Below are 19,557 nucleotides of genomic sequence, written 5' to 3' on the forward strand. Positions count from 1 at the left end.
ACCCCTCAGGTACGACGAGGCCCGTCACCCCTCAGGGTGACGGGCCCTGTGTATTCAGTGCGCCGGGTGTTCAGTGGGCAGTGCCCCGCTCCTCGCGGATCTGCGACACCACCCGCGCCACCGACTGCCGCACCGCCTCCGTCTCCGTCAGGAAGTGCCAGTAGTCGGGGTGACGGCCCTCCAGACCCGCGATCGCGCGGTCCAGGCGGGCCACCGACTCGTCCAGCGGGCGGGCGTGCCGGGGGTCCGGGGTCGTCCGGCCGGTCATCGCCAGGCGCTGCGCGTCACGGATCGCGAAACGCGTCCGGTCGATCTCCTGCTGCGGGTCCTTCTGGACCGCGTTCAGCCTGGTCAGCCGGTCACCGGCGGCCGACACCGACTCGTCCGTCGCGTTCAGCAGCGCCCGCACCGTCGACAGCAGCGACGCCGCGTCCGGCCAGCGCTGCTCCTCCCGCGCGGTCCGCGCCTCGCGGAGCTTCGCCTCGGCCTGCCGGACGTTCTCCGCGGCCTGCTCCGGCACCCGCTGGAGGTCCTGCCAGCAGGCCGCCGCGAACCGGCGCCGCAACTCGCTGAGGATCGGGTCGACCTGGTCCGCGCGGGTCGTCAGCGCCTGTGCGCGCGTGCGCAGCGACACCAGGCGGTGGTCGATCTCGGCGGCCTTCTCCGGCAGCCTGGATGCCTCCGCACGGATCGACTCCGCCTCCCGAGAGACCCGCTCCGCGCGCTCCAGCGTCTCCGGCACGCCGTGCTGGCCCGCGCCCTGGTTCAGCTTCGTCAACTCCGGTGCCAGCGCCGCGAGTCGGGCCGCGAGGTCGTCCGCCTTGAGGCCGGTCCGCCGGACCGCGTCCAGCGCGTCGGAGGCCGCCAGCAGGGCCTGGCGGGCCCGCTCCACCGCCGGGGCGAGGCGGGCGAGCTGTGTCTCCGCCTTGCCGAGGAGGGGGCCCAGGCTGCTCGCGAAGCGGTCCAAGTCCTGCTTGGCCTTGGTGAGTTCGTCCTTCGCGCGGGTCAGCTGCGTGCGCGCCTGCGCCGCCGCCGAGGTCTCCAGGTCGTCGCGGTCGAGGTCGTGCGCGTCGACGGCGGTGATGTACTGCTGGCTCACCTCGTCGATCCGGCGGCCGATCTCCTCGAACGAGCCGACCGCCCTGCGCGCCGCCGGGGAGTCGTCCACCGCCGTGATCGTCTCGATCGAGATCCTCAAGTCCCGCTGCGCGGTGTCCAGTTCGTAGAACGCCGCAGCCGCCGCGTCCTTCGCCGCCTGCGCCTCGACCCGCATGCCCTCCGACCGGCCGCCGAACCAGCGCCGGGTGCCGCCGCCGGCGAACGCGGCGGGGAGAGCGAGGGAGGCGAGGAGGGGGAGGGCGGTGACAAGGGTGAGGGTGTCGCGTAGTACCAGGGAGCTACGGGGACGACGGAGTACGGGCGCGCGCCGCAGGGGCCGGTCCGGTCGACTCTCTTGTGAAGGTGTCGCCGTCACGTCCCTCTCCCGCGCTGTCGTCCGTCCTGCCTGGCCCGGTTTCCATTCTCCCACCGGTGAAGGACGAACACACGGGGCGGTCGGTTCGCGCGCCGCCTCAGCTCGTGGTGCGGATGGTCAGGTCGCCGTCCGAGAGCCGTGCCGTGATCTCGTGCGCACTGTCGTCCGCGCGCGGCACCGAGACCCGGGTGTCGCCGTCGTTCACCTTCGTCGACACCTTGTACGTCCCCTTCGGCACCTCGATCGTGACGTTCCCGTCGTTCGCCTTCGCCTCGATCCGGTCCGGTACGACGGAGAGGTTGAGCCGGACCGAGCCGTCCCCGGAGTGGGTGGTGATCGTCCGCGAGGAGACGTCCGCGCGCACCGAGCCGTCGTTCGTGTCCAGGTCCAGCGGGCCCGAGGTGTCGGTGATGCGTACGGAGCCGTCGCCCGCCTTGACGCTCAGCGCGTCCCGCAGGCCGCTCACCTTCACGCCGCCGTCGTTCGAGACGACCTTCACCGCGACGCCCCGGGGGATCTCGACCCGGTGCCGCGCGGAGCAGTCCGCGACGAGGCCGCTGCACTTCATCCGCAGCTTCAGCCGGCCGTCCTGCGACATCGACCACGTCAGCTTCGGGCCCTCGCCGACCGTCACGGAACCGTCGAACCAGCGCGTCACCTCGACCTGGCCCGCCTTGTTCCCCTCCGCCGCGACGATCTCCAGCGCCGTGTCCTGCGCGTCGATCGTCAGCGTCGACCCCTTCAGGCCGAACGCCCGCGACTCCGGTTCGGTGTCCTCGGAGGCGTCCGAGCAGGCCGTACCGAACACGGCGATGAGTACCACACCGCTGAGTATTAGACGGGTAGTACCTGAGATGCGGGCCATGGCGAAGTCCCCCTGAGACGAACCGGATCGGTACTACGACGCTAGGCCCGCAGGCCGCCGTACTCGATCCGGCTCCCTCCCTCATCGAGGGTGGGGATAACCCCCGGGGGACCCCCTAGGGGCATACGAGTTTGCAGGACAGCACCCCGGGCAAGGTACGCTGTCGACTCGTCCCGAGCGCGCGAGTCTCGGGGGACGGGTGCGTAGCTCAGGGGTAGAGCGCCTGCCTTACAAGCAGGATGTCGGCGGTTCGAAACCGTCCGCGCCCACAGTCGGACCCTCTAGGTAGTACCTAGGGGGTCTTTTCCATGTCCCGGGGTATCCCCCGTACCTCAAGCCCCGCCATCAGCTCCGCCGTCGCCGCCTCGATCGCCGCCACCGCCCGGTCGAACACCTCCTGGTTGTGCGCGGCCGGCGCGCGGAAGCCGGAGACCTTGCGGACGTACTGGAGCGCGGCGGCGTGGAAGTCCTCGCCGGTGGCGTCGTGCGGGAGGGACGGCGGGCGGAGGGTCTTGATGCTGCGGCACATGGGGCCAGTGTCCCTCTCCCGGGCGCATCCCGCTGGCCCTTGGCACCGCCGCCGCACATTGGCATGATCACCGTCGTGGCGGCCACCGGAGATCCGGGGCCGACCGGCGAAAGGAATCACATCATGACGTACGACAAGCTCACCGTCGCCGTCCTCGGCCCCGGCGGGGTCGGCGGACTGCTCGCCGCGCTGCTCGCCAAGGCCGGGCACCGGGTGATCTGCCTCGCGCGCGAGGACACCGCGACGGCGCTGCGCACGGACGGCATCCAGGTCCGCAGCGCACAGTTCGGCACCTTCACGGCCCACGTCGAGGCGGACACGGAACTCAGGGCCCCCGCCGACGCCGTACTGATCGCCGTCAAGCAGACGGCTCTGGACGACGCACTGGCGCGCGTCCCCGCCGAAGTGCTCGGCGACGCCCTCCTCGTACCGTTCCTGAACGGCGTCGAACACCCCGCGACCCTCCGCGCGCACCACCGCCCCGAGCTGGTCGCGCCCGGGGTGATCCGGGTCGAGTCCACGCGTACGGCGCCCGGGGTGATCGAGCACGCGAGCCCGTTCACGGAGATCGACCTCTCCGGCGACCCCGTCGACCCAACTCGCCTGGAGGCGCTGGCCGTTGTCCTGAACGGAGCGGGCCCGAGGACGCGGGTCCTGGGCAGCGAGACGCAGGCGCTCTGGGCGAAGCTCGCGTTCCTGGCCCCCTTCGCGCTGCTCACCACGCGGTACGCCCTGCCCGTCGGCGACCTCCGCACCGCCCACCGCGACGAACTCACCGCCCTGGTCACGGAGGTCGCGGCGATCAGCACGGCCGCCGGGTCCGCGGCGGACCCCGCCAGGATCCTCGCCCGCTACGACGCACTGCCGGGCTCCATGAAGTCGTCCATGCAGCGCGACGCGGAGTCGGGCCGGCCGCTCGAACTCGACGCGATCGGCGGGGCGTTGCTGCGGGCGGCGGGGGCGTACGGGGTGGGGGCGCCGGTGGCGGAGCGGGTGGTGGGGGAGCTGGGGGCGTCGTAGGCGTCGTAGGTCCCGCAGGGAGGGGGCGGTCTGGAAATCGTACGGACGTACGACTACCTCGTTCGTGTGAACCCCGTGAGGAACTCGCTACACAAAATCGAACAGGCGTACCATTAGCGATGTGGCTGAGACCTACGACTTTCCGAGCGACCTGCGCGCCGGTCAGGAGGAGCTGCATCAGGTCCGGGCCGAGCTGTCGGCCCTGCTGAAGCGGCTGCCCTGGTCGGTCGCGCCCCTGGACGGGTTCAGTGACACGGAGCGGTGGCGGCCGGTGGAGCGGCCGGCGTCCCCGGGGTGGACGGAGGACGAGCAGGCGGAGGTGGAGAAGCTGCGCCGCCGGGAGCACGAGCTGGCGGTGTTCGTGACGGGGCACCGGTTCTGGGCGGAGGTGGAGAAGGGGGAGCGGGTGGAGGCCCGCATGCGGTTGAAACGCGAGCCTCCACCCTGAGAGCTACTTCGTGCCGAGGAAGCCCTTCATCTCCGTGATCTCGGCCTTCTGCGCCGTGATGATCGCGTCGGCCATGGTGAGCGCGGGCGCGTACTGACCCTTCGCCTTCTCGGTGCCGGCCATCTCGACCGCGCCCTCGTGGTGTTCGATCATCATCCGCGTGAACTCGGTGTCGAACTTCGCGCCGGACGCTTTCTCCAGCGCCGTCATGTCGGCGCCGGACATCATCCCGGCCATCCCGTCCATCCCCTCCATTCCAGCCATCCCGGAGTGGTCCATGCCGCCCTCCGCGGGGACGTCCTCGCCCCACGCCGTGAGCCACCCGCTCATGGTCTTGATCTCCGGGTCCTGAGCCCCCTTGATCCGCGTGGCCAACGCCTTGACCTGCGGCGACGAAGCCCGGTCGGCGGCCAGCGCGGCCATCTCGACGGCCTGCCGGTGATGCGGGATCATCCCCTGCGCGAAGGAGACGTCCTGCGCGTTGTGCGCGCCTTCGGAGGCGCCGGCGGACACGGAGGGCGACGAGGACGACGTCGACCCGCTCGCCTGCTGCCCCTCGCTGTCCCCGCTCCCACCGCACCCGGCGAGAAGAAGCGCGGCGGTCGCGGCGACGGCGACCCGGACAAGCCGGATACGGCGAATGGTGCTGTTCATGTGCGTGAACTCCTGCGTACGGAGGGTCTGTTGGACGCAGCGGCACCCCACACCGGCGTACGGCATGGCGTGCGGGCGCCTCTAGATCCGCAGGAGTTGAAGCTCGGCGAGGGACGGCGGGGCACGCGCCGCCTCGGAACCGCCGCAGACGACGGAGCGAAGGACCTCACCGGGTACGACGACGGCGACCGGATCGGCGACGGGCCCCGCCAACTCCGGCGCCCCGCTCACCTTGGCCGCGGCACACGTCGCATCGGCGTGCCGGGCATGGCCACCACAGTGCCCGTCCTCGGAACACCCACCGGCGCTCACATCGACGTGCACCCCGGCCTCGGCCATCACCGGAGCGGCAACAGAAGCCGTCACCCCAGCCGTACGGTCGTGCCCGACCGCATGCAGCCCACCCGGCGCGAGCCCATGCATGGCAAGCAGCCCCACCAGCACCCCGAGCACGCACACCAACGACGGCCACCCCCACAGGGGCGACCGCACGGCACGCGGCTCGGGTCGGGTCACGTGGGTCATCCTAGGGGGCGACTGTGCATCCCCCGTGGGGGTACCCGGTATCTGATACCGGACTGGCTCGGCGTCCCGCGCCACACCTTCCACGCTGTGTTCGGCGCCGTCATCGCTCAGGGCCGCGACTACCGCGAGACATTCCACGAGTTCCGCCCCGGCTTCGACCTCCACGCCCGGATCACCAGAGTCGAGACCCGGATACCTGACGGCACATGACCGCAGCCCCTGCTTCCCTTCGGGAGAGTGGGGGCCGCTTCGTCATGCCCGAGGCGCGAGCCGATCCACCGCATCGAGCAGGAGGCCCCAGGGGTATTCGCTTGGGCGCCCTTGCCCCGGCTGGTTCGGCACGAATCCGCCCTCGCCGTACAACACGGTGACGCCCATCGCCCTCAGTTCGGTGACGCTTCGCTCGAACCGGTTGTGCTGCACGTACGCAGAGTTCACGCACGGCATGGCCACGATCGGGATCCCCTTCCCGATGCCCTCCGCAACCACCCCGATCACGAAGTCCCGCGTCAAACCAAGCGCCCACACGTTCACCGAATGGAAGGTGACCGGCGTAAACGCGATCACGTCGGCCTTCGGCCACACGTCCGGCTCGCCGGGCAGCTTGTACTCGGAGCGCACCGGGTGCCCAGTCAGCTCCTCCAGCGCACGCAACTGCTCGCCGAGCCAGCGAGCGGCCGTCGGGGTGAGCCCGAGGCACACGTCCCAACCGCGACGCTGGGCCTCCTCGATCACCTTGGCAACGTCGGCAACGGGTGGAGCTGCTGAGCCGAACAGGTACAGCACGCGAGAGGTCATGCCGCCTATCGGATCACATGCAACCGCCCCCGATCCGAGTGGAGTCGGGGGCAGACGCCTGCACTCACGGCTGGGCGCGAGTACCGTTCCAAGCGGCTGCAAGGAACGAGGAGACCAGTATGCCCAACCTCGATGACGAACACACTGGTACCCGCATCGCTGAACAACGGAAGCTGGCCAGACTTTCGCAACCCGAACTGGCCGATCGAATCCCGTACTCATACAGCCTGCTCAACCAGGTCGAATGCGGAGCCAAACCAGCCACCGCCGATTTTGTCGCCGCAGTCTCACGCGCCCTCAACATCGACGTCACCATCCTCACTGGACAGCCCTACGTGACTGAAATGCAACGCCATCGGCTCGTCGGCGTGGTCCGTCCGATCCGCGAAGCCCTAGACCTGTATGACCTCGGCCCGAATCCAGACCTCACCGTACGGCCAGCGGCGGAACTGATCTCGGAAGCGGACAAGCTCTGCGGCCAGGTCCGCGCGGTCCGCCTCCGAAGTGCCAGCGAAGCTTTGCCTGCGGCCATCGCAGAGCTGACGCACACGGTGTGGACCACGCCGTCAACCACCCTGTGGCAAACCCTCGCCTCGACGTACCGGACTGCACACGACATCAGCGTGAAGCTCGGGTACTACGATCTCTCAACCGTCGCTCTGGACCGCATGGCGTGGGCCGCCGAACGTGCCTCCGACCCGTGCCTTGGAGCCATCCGGCAGTACATGCGCGGGCTCGTCTACTTCCGTGAGGGCGAGTACGGGATCGGGAAACGCCTCATTACGTCCGGACACGGCATCGTCGGTCAGGCGCCCAAGACGCGCGAGACCCTCGCCGTAATGGGCCAGCTCCACCTTGGAGCCTCCGTGATCTGCGCGCGGGCGGAAGACGAGACGGGGGTGACTCACCACATCGACGAGGCGAAGGCGATCGCGAAGCGCATTGGGGACGCCTCTGAGGTCCACTGGCTCAGCTTCGGCCCGACGAACGTGGCGCTGCACAAGATGTCTGCGGACGTCGAGATGAAGCAGTACGACACGGCGCTTACCGAAGCTCGGAAGATGCGCCTGCCAGCCGCCACCGCGACGTCGAGGCGCGGGCACTTCCTGGTGGATTGGGCTCGTATCGAGATGGAAACCGGGCATGACGATCCGGCGCTGAAGCGATTGGTTGCCGCGCGGCGGTACGCCCCAGAGCAAACTCGGTACAACCCGAACGCGCGGGAAACGGCCCGCAGTTTGATGCGTACCGCCCGCCAGCCGTCGGAGACTTTGATCGGCATGGTTCGCTGGTTCGGCCTTTAGGAAGACCCGTATCGCTCACAAAACTGTGAGCGATACGGGTCTTGGCGGCTCCTACGGTCACGGTGTGAGACGGATCACCGTGACCGTGGAGGCGTGACATGCCGCCCGAGACTGCCCCACCCATCGACGCGCTCGCCCTGCTGGCGCTGCCGGACCTCAACGACCTGCCGCAGCCGGAGACCCGGGGTGTCGCGTGCGTCTGGTGCGGGATACAGATCACGACCGCGACGGCGGTAGACCTCGGGGAGCGCAGGCACAGCCACTACTCGACGTTTCCCCGGGCCTGCCACCTGTGCGTCCACGGCGTAGCCACGCAGGCGCTTCGGTCGCACGCGGGCATGTGCGAGCAGTGCGTCGACGACAACACCCGCTGCGAGACGGCGACCGCCCTGTGGTGCCTGATCAGGGACACCCGCCGGGAGGGCCGTCCGTGACCGGCCGGCCCGAGGGGCCGGGCATCTACGGCTGGTGCACCTGGCACCGGGCCTACTCGTACGGATTACGGGTGATCAGCCTCGTCGAAGAGGGACGCGCGGCCTACGTCCTGTACGCGTGCGGCGGCTGCCGCACCCTGTACGGCCTGATCCCGCAGGCGGACCGGCCGTGACCGCCGACATCGACCCGGACCATCTGTCCTCCTCGTGCGCGGTCGCCCGGCAGTTCGGGCCGCCATCGGGTCACGCCGACTGCCGCCTGACCAAGGACATACCACTGCCTCACGGGGGCGGGATCGTGCTGATACCCCGCTGCCCCTGCCGCATCCACCCTGATCCCGCGACAAAGGGAGGCCGCTCATGACCGAGCCCCAGACCCAGACGTCCTCCGCCGAGCCGTTCGACCTGTCGGTGTGGGGACCGCCTGTTGTGCCGGTCCCCGGTTGCGAGCGCTGCGCCGAGTTGGACGGGCTGCGCGCTCAGGCCCGCCGTGCGGGCGACGGGTCGCTCACGTCGGACTACGCCGTGATGATCCGCACCCACGACACAGGCCACAACGGCACCCCCGGTACCCCGTGATCTCCCGCTCCCGACCTGACGCCGGCAGGCCGGGAGCGGGACCGACGGCCGCCCGCACGTCCCCCACGGAGAGGCGGCCAAGCCCGCCGCCGCGCGCCTCCCCTGAGCGCCGGCGGCGGGCCCTCCAGACGCGGAGGGTGAGTGGACTCTATGTGGACTTCGATCACGAAAACGGCCCTCCGAAGATCACTCCGGAGGGCCGTCATTACGCATCTGACCAGGGAACTAAACCCTTGTGGGCGCGGACGGTTTCGAACCGCCGACATCCTGTTTGCAAGGCAGGCGCTCTACCCCTGAAGTGCGCGAGGCTCAGGCCGTCTTCGGCGGGCGCATCAGGTACGCCGCCCCCGAACCCGCCACGAACAACGCCCCCACCGACACCCCCGTCGACAGCCAGCTCGCCCCCAGCCAGTGCGCGCCGTAATACCCGAGAGCCACGCTGTAGCCCGCCCAGGCGACCCCCGCGAGGACCGACCAGGGGAGGAAGTCGCGGACTCGGCGGTGGGACGCGCCGGAGAGGAGGGAGACCGCGGAGCGGCCGGCGGGGGCGAAGCGGGCGAGGATCATCAAGGGGCCGCCGCCTCGGGCCAGGGCCTCGCCGAGACGTTCCTGCGCCGTGGTGAGGCGGTGGGAGCGGGCGATGGCGCGGTCGAGGCGTTCGCCGCCGCGCCAGGCGAGGCGGTAGGCGACGAGGTCGCCGAGGACGGACGCGGTCGTCGCGGAGAGCATCAGGAAGAGGATGTCGGGCACGTGCTCGGGCACTTGTCCGGCGACCGCCGCGCCGGACCCGGCGGCAGCCGCCGTCGCCGCCGTGATGACGAGGACGCCGCTCGGCAGCACCGGCAGGAAGACGTCGAACAGCACGGACAGAGCGACAACCGCGTAGATCCATGGACCGCCGGTCAGCGACCCCACACTTTCCAGCACCACGACTCCCGTGACTCCCCCGTTGACAGCCAGACAGCGTACGCCCAGGGAGTGACAGAAGATCCAAGGGGGGTACGTACGACGCGCACGGAATGTTCACTCGAACGGCACGTTTCGAGCGGTGCCCGCGTCTGCTGTCCCCTAACGTCCCTTATCGGCGGAACAAGGGGGCAGTGGAAAGGGTGAGCATCCATGATGGCAGCCATCTGTGCGGGAGCCGTCGCCGCGGCGCTCGCGGCAGCGTCCGGAACGGCCGGGCCCGGTACGGCTCGTGACGTCGTCCTGCGGGCCGACGCCCGGTTCGCGCCGCCGACCGCCTTCGTGCCGTCGGACGCCGTCACGTACGACCAGGACCTCGTCCCGGCGGGCTCGTCGATCGAGGTCGTCCAGCGGACGACGTACGGCGGCGTCACCGTCGTCACCCTCCGGGTGAGTGGTTTCCCCTCCGGTCACGCGTTCGGCGCGCATGTGCACCGGAAGGCGTGCGGGGCCGACCCGGCGGCGGCCGGCGGGCACTACCAGCACGTGCCGGGTACGGGACCCGAGTACGTCAACGAGGACAACGAGGTGTGGCTCGACTTCACGACCGGCGACAAGGGCTCCGGCGTGGGCGTCGCCACGCACACCTGGACCTTCCGGCAGGGCGAGGCGGCGTCCGTGGTGATCCACGACGAGCCCGGGACGAAGGGCGCGCGCGTGGGCTGCTTCACGGTGCCGTTCGGGTGGACCGACGCGAGCTGAGCAACGCGCCTGCACGCCCACCCCGCGTACCCCGAAAGAGGTACACCCCCCCGTAGCACCCCAGTACGTCAGACCCGTACTACCTCGGAGCCACCCACCGCCGCCTGCCCCAGCCCCTGCCCCTGCCCCGCAGCCACCCGCAGCACCGCCCGAGCCACCGCATCCGCATCGGACAACGTCACCGAGTCCACCCCCGGACGGGCCCCCGCGGCGGTCACCCAGTGCACCCCCTCGGTAGGCACCCCGAACGCGAACCGCCGAGGATGAGCGACCCCCTCCCGGTCGACGAGGTGATACGGCCGCGCGGAGACGTCGACACCCCCCGTGACGTACCCGTCCACCACATGCGCCCGGCACTGCCCGCTCTCCCGCAGATGCACCAGCAGCGCATCGGCGCTCTCCCCCAGATCGGGCTCCGGGAGCCGCGCCTCGATCAGCGTCGTCACCCGCACCGCCGACCCGGGCACATCGGGGGAGCGGGCGAGCCAGGCCCCCTCCTCCCGCGTCACGTCGAGCCGGGGACCCAGCACCTCCACGACCCCCGCCTCCATCAGCGCGGTCAGCTCCTCGATGCGGCGCCGGGGCGGCCCGATGGACAGGAACGCGTTCAACGGCGTGTACCAGCGGTCGAGATGGTCGCGCCGCGAGTCCCCCCGCAGCCCGCGATGGTCGACGACGAGCCGCAACTCGTTGCGCAGATCCCGCAGGACGTCGAGCGCGGCCTTCAGCGGGCCGTCGACGTTCCCCCGCAGCGCCTCGGCCGCGTCCGCCCGGAGATGGTCGAGCAGCCACTGACGCCACTCCCCGCGATGCCCGAACTCCCGCTGCGCATAAGGCAGGGAGACCCGCTCCCAGTCCCACCGCTCCTCGTCCGCCACCCCGAACTCCGAGAGCAGCGCGGCCTCTTGGGGATCGCCGTACGGCACGGTCAGATAGCGCGGCGCGAACTCGGGGTGCCGCACGAGCGCCGTGTAGTAGACGGTCTCGACCTCCTTGGCGACCAACGGCCATATGTCGCGCAGGAAGTCGGGCGCCTCCCCGGAGTCCGCGCGCTTGCGCAGCGCCGAGACCGCCTCGGGCGTGAGGACCTCGGGCAGGTGCCGCCCGTACGGCCCCTTCGCGTTGTCGCCGCGCGCCTGGTACGGCACCCCGCGCCGCGACCCGGCGTACACGCGCGGCTCCCGGCCGGACGGTACGTACCGCAGCGCGCCGTCCGCACGGACGTACGTACCGCCCCGGCCGGTCGTCAACAGGGCCATGTGGTCGAAGAAGTTGAGCCCGAGCCCGCGCAACAGCACGGCCTCGCCGGGCCGTACCACGGAGAGGTCGACGTCCGCCGGGTTGGCGGGGGGTATGTGCCGCAGCGAGTGCCGCTGCGCGTGCTCGGCGTCGCGCAGCACGGCCGCCGAGGGCCGTACCGGCAGATGGCCCTGCGCGAGGACGACGGCCGAAAGCCCGGTCAGCGTACGGCCGTTGTCGAGGACGAGGTGCTGGCGGCCGTCCGCCGTGTCGTCGAGGCGGGTCGCGCGCGCCCGGTGGGTCTCGACGCGCACCGAGGGCGGCGCGTGGCGCAGCGTGCGCGCGAACACCCACTCCAGGTACCGGCCGTACAGCGCCCGCGTCGGATAGTCGTCGGGGCCTATCGCGCCGTCCGCCCACTCGTGCAGGCTCGGTCCGGCGAGGATCGGGCCCGAGCAGTTCACGCTGTCGTCCGTGAACAGGGTCACCTGCGAGGCGACCGTGTTCATCAGCAGATCCTCGGACTGCGCGGTGCGCCAGACGCGCCCGGGGCCGGGCGGCGCCGGGTCGACGACGTGCACGGTCAGCCGTACGCCCGGGGCGAGCAGCTCCGGCGCCGAGGCGCAGAGGCGTTCGAGGACGCTGGTGCCGCGCGGGCCGGCGCCGACGAGGGCGACCGAGAGCGGCACCGGGCCAGCGCCGGCCCGTTGCTGCGGCACAGAGAACGGCACAGAGAACACAGTGGACAAAGGTGGACTCCCAGGCGTGTGGGGGCGCAGTGGGCAAAGACGCCCCCCGGAAGGGGACGGACATCCGTTCGGGGGAACGGACGGCCGCCTCATCATTGCCCCCGCCCGTCACGGAAGCCAACGCGGACCCCTCCGGTCACAGTTCCCCCACATGCCGGCGAGGACGAAAGCTTTGCCGAACTCCCGCTGATCCCACGCTGATCGGGGCGCGATCGCGGCTTGCCAGAGTGGGGGGAAGACGACCGGACCCGAGGGGAAGAGGCACGTACCCATGGCAGCTCCCGAGTTCCCGGCGGCCGTCAGGCCCGTCCACCCGCAGGCGAACCGGCTCCGCGCGCCCGCGGTCCTCGACCTCGACGACCGCCAGCGCAAGCTCATCTCCCTGCTGTACGCCGGGCACACCGACACGAGCGCCGCCCACCGGCTCGGGGTCAGCCCCCGGACGGTCACCAACATCCTGCGCGCGCTCATGGACCGGCTCGGCGTCGACAACCGCTTCCAGCTGGGGATGGTGCTCGGCTCCCGGCTGCGCGTCCCGGACCGCTCCGGCGCCCCCCAGCCGCCGTCCGCCGACCGCGCCCCCGCGCCCCGCCGACCGCCGGGCCGCGCGCCCTCGGCGGCCTGACGGGACGAGCCCTGAAAGGTCCGAGGTGACGTGAACCGAGAGGCCACAGTGACCAGTTCAGCGCAGTATTACGGGACAGTCCGCACGAGGGACGAGAAGGACGCCCCCGGCCGCCTCTACGGCCGGCTCACCGACGCGTTGCTGTGGACGGCCCTCGAACAGTCGGTCTTCTCCCGTCTGCCGCTCTCCTTCACGTACGTCGACGTCTCGGCCCGCGCCGGCCGCTGGGCGCGCCGGATCGCCGCGGAGTACCCGCACAGCACCGGCGTCCACATCGCCCCGACCCCGGAGGCCGCCGCCGAGGCCGGCGCCCGCTCGGCCCGCGCCGGGCACGGCCCCCGCGTACGCCATCTCGCCGCGCGGCCGGGCGAGTTGGCGGGTCTGCTGGGCGGGCACGGTCACGACCTGGTCTTCCACGACTGCTCGTACCTCAGCTCCTTCTCCCAACCCGAGGCGGGTTTACGGGAGTTGGCATCCCTGATGGCGCCCGGCGGGCTCATGGTGTCGTTCCTGCCGAGCCGTTGGCACACCGCGCACGAATACCTCGGCTGCGGCGACCTCCAGGCGGCCCTGCACAGCCTCGCCGGACACGACCCGGGCGGCCCCGGCGCCCCGCACGCGCACCTCTTCACGCCCGGCCAGATCCGGCTGCTGTGCCGGGCGCTCGACCTGCGCGTGGACGCCCTGACCGGCTTCCCCGGCCTGGTCCTGCCCGCCTCCGGCTGCTACGGCCGGTTCCCGTACGAGGAGGCCGGCTTCGCCGATGTCCTCAAGATGGAACGGGAGTTGCTCATCGACCCGGACTCCGGCGCGCGCGGCGCCAACCTCCTCGCGGTGGCCACCCGCCCGGCCGCCTCACCGTGACCCGGTGACCGGTACGGCGAGCAGCAGCCGGGCCGCCTGGCCCTCGTCCGGCAGCCGCAGCTCGGCCATCATCCGCCGCGCGTCGGTGAGCGCCGAGCGCGCGGCGTCCTGCTCGCCGAGGGCGAGCCGTACCCGGCCGAGGACCAGCAGCGCCTGCGCCAAGTTGCGGACGTCGCCCGCCCGTTCGCACATCTCGACGGACCGCAGCACCTCCACCGCCGCCGACTCGGGGTGCCCGAGGGCCCGCAGCGAGTCCGCGAGCCGGAACCGGGCACAGGCCTCCCGGCTCGTCAGGCCCGCCTCCACCGCGACGGACAGGCAGCGCTCGTACCAGGACACGGCCGCCAGGTGGTCCTCCAGCGTGTGGTGCGCGAACCCGAGGACGTGGAACGCGTACGCCGCGCCCCCCGGGTTCGCGCACAGCAGCGCCGGGGTGTCGGCCAGCAGCCGTTCGCAGACGCCGATCGCCCGCGCCGGGTCGCCCGCATTGACGTGCAGGAGCGCCGAGTTGAGGATCGTGGCGACCTCGCCGGTGGCGTGGCCGAGGCTGCGGGCCAGCACGATCGCCTCGTCGTAACAGGCGCCGGCCTCCTGGAACTCGCCCCTCAACTGGTGGGCCAGGCCCAGGTCGTTGAGGGCCTGGCGGAGGATCACGAGGTCCCCGGTGTGCCGGGTCAGGGCGACCGCGAGCGTGGAGTGCTCGACGGCCGCGGTGAGCCGGGCGCGGGCGAGGTGGATGTTGCCCCTGAGGAACCGCGCCCGCCCCTCGGTCCGTTCGTCCCCGGCCAGCACCGCGGCCCGGGTCAGGGCGTCGAGCGTGCTGTTCCACGCCACGTGGCTCGTGTCACCCCAGTAGGCGCTCAGCGCGATCAGCAGGTCCGTCGCCGAGGGCAGCCACTCCCGGTGGTGGCACTCGCCGGGCCGCGCCTGCGCCCACTCCCGGGCGATCTGCGCCGCCACCGCGAGCGCCGTCGGCGCCTCCGCGACCGCCCACGCCCGCGCCTGCCCGAGCCCGCCGAACCGCCGCCCCGGCATCCTGGCCGGCGTCAGGGCGTCCTCGATCGGATCGCCGGGCACCGCGTGCCGGAAGGCGTCCACCGCGGACGCCAGCAGCGAGTGCAGGAGCCGCCGGAACGGCTCGGCGTACGCGCTCGCCGGCAGCTTCTCCCGGGCGAACGTGCGCAGCAGGCTGTGGAACCGGTACCGGCCCGCCGACGGCGTCTCCAGGACCGCCGCGTCCACCAGCGACTCCAGGAACTCCTCCGCCTCCTCCTCGCCCGTGCCGAGCAGCGCCGACGCGCTCGCCAGCGACAGGTCCGGACTGCTCACGCAGGACAGCAGGCACAGCGCGTGCGCCTGGTCCGCGGGCAGTTGACGGAACGTCACGTCGAAGACGGCCGACACGGTCAGGTCGCCCGCCTTCAACTCGCTGAGCCTGCGCCGCTCGTCGGCGAGCCGCGCGGCCAGCGAGCGGATCGACCAGCGCGGCCGGGCCGCGAGCCGGGCCGCCACGATCCGTACGGCCAGCGGCAGGCAGGCGCACGACTCCATCAGCGCGGCGGCGGCCTCCGGCTCCGCGCGCACCCGTTCGGCGCCGATCGCGTGGGTCAGTAATTCGAGCGCCTCGTCGAGGTAGAACGCCTCCAACTCGACCTGGAGGGAGGCCGGGAGGCCGCCGAGCCGGGTCCGGCTCGTGATCAGCACCCCGCAGTGCGCGCTGCCCGGCAGCAGCGGCTGGACCTGCGCCGCGTCGCGCGCGTCGTCCAGCACGATCAGCACCCTGCGCCCGCTCAGCATCGTCCGCAGCAGCGCCGTACGCGCCTCCAGCGGCTCCGGCACGTCCTCGGGGCGCGCGCCGAGCGCCCGCAGGAAGCCCGTCAGGACGGTCTCCGGGGCGGCCATCGCGCCCAGGTCGGCGTACAACTGCCCGTCCGGGTACGCCTCGCGCACCCGGTGCGCCACGTGCAGCGCCAGCGAGGACTTGCCGACGCCGCCCATCCCGGCCAGCACGACCACCGGGAGCGTCGGCCGGCTCTCCGCGTTCATCGCCGAGGTGAGCGCCTGCGCGACATGCGCCCGCCCGATGAAGTCAGCGGGCTCCGGCGGCAGTTGGGCGGGCGGCAGCACGAGCACCCGGTCCGCCCGCTCGTCGGGGCTGTCGTGCGGGTTCGGTACGGAGTCCAGTTCGCCGCTGAGTATTCGGCGGTGTACGGCGGTGAGTTCGGCGCCGGGGTCGACCCCGAGTTCGTCGACGAGCAGCCGGCGCGCGTCGTGATAGGTCGTCAGCGCGTCGGCCCGGCGGCCGGATCCGGCCTGCGCCCGCATCAACAGGGCGTACAGTCGCTCCCGTAAGGGATAACGGCCGACCAGTTCCACCAACTCGGGAATGCACAACTGCCCTTGGCCGAGTGCGATCACCGTGTGGAGGCGCTCTTCCTCAAGGGCGAGCCGGGTCTCGTCGATGCGGTCGCGCTGAAGTGCCGCGTACGGGCCGGGAATCCCGGCGAGAGGTTCCCCTTTCCACAGGCCGAGAGCGCGTTCCAAGGCGGTCAGGGCCTGATGCGGACCATGGGCGTCGAGCGCTTCCCGGCCGAGCCGTTCCGCCTCGTACCAGTCGATGTGTTCGTCCCGCACGACCAGCCGGTATCCGTCGCCGACCGAGACCAGAAACTCCGGGGACTTGCTGTTCGTTTCCAGAATCTTCCGCAGCCGCCAGGCATAGGTGCGCAGGGTCGTGAGCGCCGAGGCGGGGACCTCCTCGCCCCAGATCGCCTCCATCAGGTCCGCCGCCGACGCGGTTCTCCCGCGACGCAGCAGGAGAGCGGTGAACAGGGCCTGCTGCTGGGGGTTTCCCAGGTCCAGGTCGGTCGCGTCGCGGCGTACTTCGAGCAGGCCGAGAAGGGACACATGGAGGACCGCCACCGGGTCACCTCTCTGGTCGAACCGAGCGCAGCGCGGGGCCATCCTAGCCGAGAACTTGCAGCTTCAAGCAGCCGCAGCTGGACGTTTTCATTTTCTGAACGCCATTGACCGTGGGATTACCGCCGGGCGGACGGATTGTGGGACGCATGAACACATGAACACCTTCTGCTCGGAATCCCGAGGTGCGGGGTGAATTGCCCGGACTGTGGCGCGCGTCGATCTCCCGTCCATCGTCCGCTGATCCTCCACTGACGGGCTCCGGCCAGAGTGTTCCCGACAGCCGGATCTTGAACGATGGGAATACCCGAATGCCCTACCAGACAATCGAGTCGAAGAACATGCTGCTTCGCGCCGTCGTACTCGCGGCCCTCTTCGCGGTGGCCCTCGCTGTCGCCCTCGGTGCGGCCGGAACCACTCACTCGGCCGTCCGTGCCGGTGACGTTTCCGAAGCCGTCGTATACACGCCCGACTGGAACAGCACCGGTTCCTGAAATACCGGACGGGGGGTTCCAGTTGCAGCGCAGTGAATTAACACGTCCATGGGGATCCGCAACCAAATGCACCGAAAAGGATCCTCATGGACGTGTGAATATGTCGGCGGCAAAAGAGTGGCGAGTTTCTGTGCGCTTTCTGTGCGCGGCGCCGTCGGTCCCGGCGGGTCAGCCGCGCCCGGTGCGGCGAAATGCCCGGTCGACCGCCCATGCATCCGCCACCGGGCCGATATGACGCAGCTTGTCAGGATTGATGGTCAACCGGATCGCCGCGATCCGGTCACCTTCGACGTCCAGCCCCATGGTGTGCAGGACCCTCCCCCCGGCGTCCCGGAAGACCGCGCCGGGGCCGCCGTTCAGGGTGCGGGGCTCGGCCGTCACACCGATCCCGGCCATCCTCGGGAAGACGGCGCCGAACAGGCGGGACACGGGCACCGCGCCCTCGACCGGGCGGGCGAGCCGGGGCGCCTTGCCGCCGCTGTCGCTCAGCACGGTCACGCCGTCCGCCAACAGCCCTCGCAGGCCCAGGACATCGCCCTCGCGCAGCGCCTCGAAGAAACGCGCCGCGAGTTCGTCGCGTGCGGTGCGGGTCGTCGTGAAGCGCGGGCGGTCCGCCGACATGTGCCGCCGGGCGCGTACGGCGAGTTGACGGCACGCCGGCTCCGATCGGCCCACCGCCTCGGCGACTTCGGGGAACGGGAAGTCGAAGACCTCCCTCAGCACGAACACGGCGCGCTCCAGCGGGGTCAGCCGTTCCAGGAGCAGCAGCGCGGCCAGCGACACGGAGTCGGCCAACTCCGCCGCCCGCGCCGGGTCTTCGTACGGGTCCGTGAGCAGGGGCTCGGGGAGCCAGGGGCCGACGTACGCCTCTCTGCGGACGCGGGCCGAGCGCAGGACGTCGATCGCGACGCGGGTGACCGTGGTGGACAGGAACGCCCTCGCGGAGCGGGGTTCGGCGGGGGTGGCGTCGTAGCGCAGCCAGGTCTCCTGGACGGCGTCCTCGGCTTCGGTGACCGTGCCGAGGACGCGGTAGGCGATCGAGAAGAGGAGGGGGCGCAACTCCTGGAACTCGGCGGCTTTTTGGGTGCGCGCGGGGTTTTCCGGGCTCGCGCTGTTTTCCGGCCTCGCGCCGCTCTCCCCGCGTGCCCCGTTCTCCGCTCCCGCGCTCAACTGCGTCCCCCTCAGCCGCTGAACGGCGCGGGGCCGAACCGTCCCCACGCCACGAACGCCGCGAGCGCGAGGTAGACCAGGTTCAGGGCGACCAGCGCGGACTCGCCACGGCGTCCGTGGGTGATCATCGCGCCGACCATGAGGAGAGTCCAGCAGACGGCGGTCACTGGGACCAGCGCCGGCGCCGTGTCCAGCGCGGCCGGCAGCAACAGGCCCGCCGCGGCGAGGAGTTCGAGGATGCCGAGGGACTTCACGAAGGCGGTGCTCGCGTCCCCGGTCCAGCCCCCGCCGTGCGCGACGGCGAGCTTCTCCCGGGGCACGAACGTCTTCGTGACACCCCCAGCGAGCGCCACGAACGCGAGCAGTCCGGCCGAGATCCACAGCGCGAGGTCCATCGTCTTCTCCTCCGTAAGGAAAGTGTTCCGTTCCCTACGGACGAGACAGGACCCCGCGCTGTGACATCTCCCGGCGAAAGATCAGCAGCTGGCGAGGTAGCTCGTCAGCGCGGACTTCTCGGCGGTGTCGACGGACAGGTCGTAGTAGTACTTCACCTGCACCCACGCGCGGACGTACGTGCAGCGGTACGAGGTGACCGACGGCATCCAGGTCGCCGGGTCCTGGTCGCTCTTGGCCTGGTTGACGTTGTCGGTGACCGCGATGAGCTGCGGCCGGGTGAGGTCGTTGGCGAACGCCTGCCGCTGCGCGGTCGTCCAGGCGCTCGCGCCGGAGTCCCACGCCTCGGCCAGCGGTACGAGGTGGTCGATGTCGAGGTCGGACGCGGCCGTCCAGGTAGCCCCGTCGTAGGGGGAGTACCAGCTGCCGCTCGTGGACGCGCAGGCGGAGTCGGTGACGACGCCCGACCCGTCCCTCTTGAGTACGGTCTCCCGCGTGTTGCAGGTACCGGAGATGGTGATCCAGTGCGGGAACAGGTCCCGGTCGTAGCCCGTCCGGTTCTCGGTGGCCACGGTGAGCTGGGACAGGTAGCTGCGGGCGGTGGCGCCGCTGACGGGCGTGGGGAGCGCGGCGGACGCGGTCGGGCCGTTGAGGACGCCGACGGAGGCTATGAGTCCGGTGAGGGCGGCGAGTATGCTGAGCCGTCCACGCGCGTAGAACTTTCGCATGCGAACTCCCGTGGGGTGTGGGGGCGTTGGAGTGGGGGGCGATGGAATGCTCGCGGGGGTGTGTTGCGGTGAGGTGTG

22 protein-coding genes, 1 tRNA gene and 1 pseudogene are annotated in these 19,557 nt (G+C 71.2%); 12 read left to right on the forward strand and 12 right to left on the reverse strand.

Annotated elements, in window-relative coordinates:
* Positions 1 to 70: 70 nt before the first annotated feature.
* Both J8M50_RS11480 and J8M50_RS11485 read right to left on the reverse strand, forming a co-directional pair.
* A complete protein-coding gene (locus tag J8M50_RS11480; protein ID WP_010359280.1) occupies positions 71 to 1,474 on the reverse strand; it encodes a hypothetical protein in 1,404 nt (467 codons plus the stop codon).
* Between the two features lie 97 nt (positions 1,475 to 1,571).
* Positions 1,572 to 2,339 (reverse strand): DUF4097 family beta strand repeat-containing protein, encoded by a 768-nt coding sequence (locus J8M50_RS11485; RefSeq protein WP_050987389.1) that lies wholly within the window; start codon positions 2,337 to 2,339, stop codon positions 1,572 to 1,574.
* A 197-nt stretch (positions 2,340 to 2,536) separates the two neighbouring features.
* On the opposite strand from J8M50_RS11485, the gene J8M50_RS11490 reads away from it, so the two are divergent.
* Positions 2,537 to 2,608: transfer RNA gene (locus tag J8M50_RS11490), tRNA-Val, on the forward strand.
* A gap of 23 nt (positions 2,609 to 2,631) precedes the next feature.
* Here the strand turns inward: J8M50_RS11490 and J8M50_RS11495 are convergent.
* Entirely contained in the window at positions 2,632 to 2,868 is a 237-nt protein-coding gene (locus J8M50_RS11495; protein ID WP_010359278.1) for a DUF2277 domain-containing protein, read from the reverse strand.
* A gap of 123 nt (positions 2,869 to 2,991) precedes the next feature.
* On the opposite strand from J8M50_RS11495, the gene J8M50_RS11500 reads away from it, so the two are divergent.
* Together J8M50_RS11500 and J8M50_RS11505 are read left to right on the forward strand one after the other, a co-directional pair.
* On the forward strand, positions 2,992 to 3,888 hold the full coding sequence (locus J8M50_RS11500) for a ketopantoate reductase family protein (RefSeq protein ID WP_010359277.1): 897 nt from the start codon (positions 2,992 to 2,994) through the stop codon (positions 3,886 to 3,888).
* Between the two features lie 121 nt (positions 3,889 to 4,009).
* Positions 4,010 to 4,336: a DUF8825 domain-containing protein gene (locus J8M50_RS11505; protein WP_010359276.1), complete on the forward strand. Its 327-nt coding sequence runs from the start codon at positions 4,010 to 4,012 to the stop codon at positions 4,334 to 4,336.
* A 3-nt stretch (positions 4,337 to 4,339) separates the two neighbouring features.
* On the opposite strand, the gene J8M50_RS11510 is transcribed toward J8M50_RS11505, so the two are convergent.
* Positions 4,340 to 4,990: a DUF305 domain-containing protein gene (locus J8M50_RS11510; RefSeq protein ID WP_029184532.1), complete on the reverse strand. Its 651-nt coding sequence runs from the start codon at positions 4,988 to 4,990 to the stop codon at positions 4,340 to 4,342.
* 81 nt (positions 4,991 to 5,071) lie between these two features.
* Positions 5,072 to 5,515: a DUF6153 family protein gene (locus J8M50_RS11515; RefSeq protein ID WP_029183615.1), complete on the reverse strand. Its 444-nt coding sequence runs from the start codon at positions 5,513 to 5,515 to the stop codon at positions 5,072 to 5,074.
* On the opposite strand from J8M50_RS11515, the pseudogene J8M50_RS50055 reads away from it, so the two are divergent.
* Positions 5,507 to 5,695 (forward strand): annotated as a pseudogene (locus J8M50_RS50055) (hypothetical protein); the annotation flags it as partial. The gene J8M50_RS11515 and the pseudogene J8M50_RS50055 sit on opposite strands and share 9 nt — an antisense overlap.
* Positions 5,696 to 5,767: 72 nt before the next feature.
* Here J8M50_RS50055 and J8M50_RS11520 read toward each other — a convergent pair.
* Entirely contained in the window at positions 5,768 to 6,313 is a 546-nt protein-coding gene (locus J8M50_RS11520) for an HFCD family protein (RefSeq protein ID WP_010351976.1), read from the reverse strand.
* Positions 6,314 to 6,432: 119 nt separating this feature from the next.
* On the opposite strand from J8M50_RS11520, the gene J8M50_RS11525 reads away from it, so the two are divergent.
* The 4 genes from J8M50_RS11525 (at position 6,433) to J8M50_RS11540 (ending at position 8,630) form a co-directional block, all read left to right on the forward strand.
* Positions 6,433 to 7,617 carry a helix-turn-helix domain-containing protein gene (locus J8M50_RS11525; protein ID WP_059047709.1) on the forward strand — a complete coding sequence of 395 codons (1,185 nt, stop codon included), beginning with the start codon at positions 6,433 to 6,435 and terminating at the stop codon, positions 7,615 to 7,617.
* A 98-nt stretch (positions 7,618 to 7,715) separates the two neighbouring features.
* Positions 7,716 to 8,051, forward strand: coding sequence for a hypothetical protein (locus tag J8M50_RS11530; protein ID WP_010351975.1), 336 nt, complete (start codon positions 7,716 to 7,718; stop codon positions 8,049 to 8,051).
* Positions 8,048 to 8,224, forward strand: coding sequence for a hypothetical protein (locus tag J8M50_RS11535; RefSeq protein WP_162947424.1), 177 nt, complete (start codon positions 8,048 to 8,050; stop codon positions 8,222 to 8,224). The genes J8M50_RS11530 and J8M50_RS11535 overlap by 4 nt, the downstream gene beginning before the upstream one ends.
* A 187-nt stretch (positions 8,225 to 8,411) precedes the next feature.
* Positions 8,412 to 8,630: a hypothetical protein gene (locus tag J8M50_RS11540; RefSeq protein WP_010351974.1), complete on the forward strand. Its 219-nt coding sequence runs from the start codon at positions 8,412 to 8,414 to the stop codon at positions 8,628 to 8,630.
* A gap of 309 nt (positions 8,631 to 8,939) precedes the next feature.
* Here the strand turns inward: J8M50_RS11540 and J8M50_RS11545 are convergent, their stop codons facing one another.
* On the reverse strand, positions 8,940 to 9,557 hold the full coding sequence (locus J8M50_RS11545) for a DedA family protein (RefSeq protein ID WP_029183613.1): 618 nt from the start codon (positions 9,555 to 9,557) through the stop codon (positions 8,940 to 8,942).
* A 192-nt stretch (positions 9,558 to 9,749) separates the two neighbouring features.
* Here J8M50_RS11545 and J8M50_RS11550 point away from each other — a divergent pair, with 192 nt between their 5' ends.
* Positions 9,750 to 10,298, forward strand: coding sequence for a superoxide dismutase family protein (locus J8M50_RS11550; protein ID WP_010351972.1), 549 nt, complete (start codon positions 9,750 to 9,752; stop codon positions 10,296 to 10,298).
* Between the two features lie 68 nt (positions 10,299 to 10,366).
* On the opposite strand, the gene J8M50_RS11555 is transcribed toward J8M50_RS11550, so the two are convergent.
* A complete protein-coding gene (locus tag J8M50_RS11555; protein WP_223786196.1) occupies positions 10,367 to 12,268 on the reverse strand; it encodes an FAD/NAD(P)-binding protein in 1,902 nt (633 codons plus the stop codon).
* Between the two features lie 289 nt (positions 12,269 to 12,557).
* Between J8M50_RS11555 and J8M50_RS11560 the strand changes: the two genes are divergently transcribed.
* Positions 12,558 to 12,911 (forward strand): helix-turn-helix domain-containing protein, encoded by a 354-nt coding sequence (locus J8M50_RS11560; protein WP_079251191.1) that lies wholly within the window; start codon positions 12,558 to 12,560, stop codon positions 12,909 to 12,911.
* Between the two features lie 48 nt (positions 12,912 to 12,959).
* Positions 12,960 to 13,775, forward strand: coding sequence for a hypothetical protein (locus J8M50_RS11565; RefSeq protein ID WP_010351969.1), 816 nt, complete (start codon positions 12,960 to 12,962; stop codon positions 13,773 to 13,775).
* Here J8M50_RS11565 and J8M50_RS11570 read toward each other — a convergent pair.
* A complete protein-coding gene (locus J8M50_RS11570; RefSeq protein WP_010351967.1) occupies positions 13,767 to 16,697 on the reverse strand; it encodes an AfsR/SARP family transcriptional regulator in 2,931 nt (976 codons plus the stop codon). The genes J8M50_RS11565 and J8M50_RS11570 overlap by 9 nt on opposite strands.
* A gap of 308 nt (positions 16,698 to 17,005) precedes the next feature.
* Here J8M50_RS11570 and J8M50_RS11575 point away from each other — a divergent pair, with 308 nt between their 5' ends.
* Positions 17,006 to 17,188, forward strand: a complete 183-nt coding sequence (locus tag J8M50_RS11575) for a hypothetical protein (protein ID WP_010351966.1) — start codon at positions 17,006 to 17,008, stop codon at positions 17,186 to 17,188.
* Between the two features lie 168 nt (positions 17,189 to 17,356).
* On the opposite strand, the gene J8M50_RS11580 is transcribed toward J8M50_RS11575, so the two are convergent.
* The 3 genes from J8M50_RS11580 to J8M50_RS11590 form a co-directional block, all read right to left on the reverse strand.
* Positions 17,357 to 18,358 (reverse strand): RNA polymerase sigma-70 factor, encoded by a 1,002-nt coding sequence (locus J8M50_RS11580; RefSeq protein WP_078480567.1) that lies wholly within the window; start codon positions 18,356 to 18,358, stop codon positions 17,357 to 17,359.
* An 11-nt stretch (positions 18,359 to 18,369) separates the two neighbouring features.
* Positions 18,370 to 18,753, reverse strand: coding sequence for a DoxX family protein (locus J8M50_RS11585; RefSeq protein ID WP_010351964.1), 384 nt, complete (start codon positions 18,751 to 18,753; stop codon positions 18,370 to 18,372).
* Between the two features lie 81 nt (positions 18,754 to 18,834).
* Positions 18,835 to 19,479, reverse strand: coding sequence for an HNH endonuclease family protein (locus tag J8M50_RS11590; protein ID WP_010351963.1), 645 nt, complete (start codon positions 19,477 to 19,479; stop codon positions 18,835 to 18,837).
* Between the last annotated feature and the right edge of the window lie 78 nt (positions 19,480 to 19,557).

Source organism: Streptomyces acidiscabies (assembly GCF_020010905.1).
Lineage (GTDB): Bacteria > Actinomycetota > Actinomycetes > Streptomycetales > Streptomycetaceae > Streptomyces > Streptomyces acidiscabies.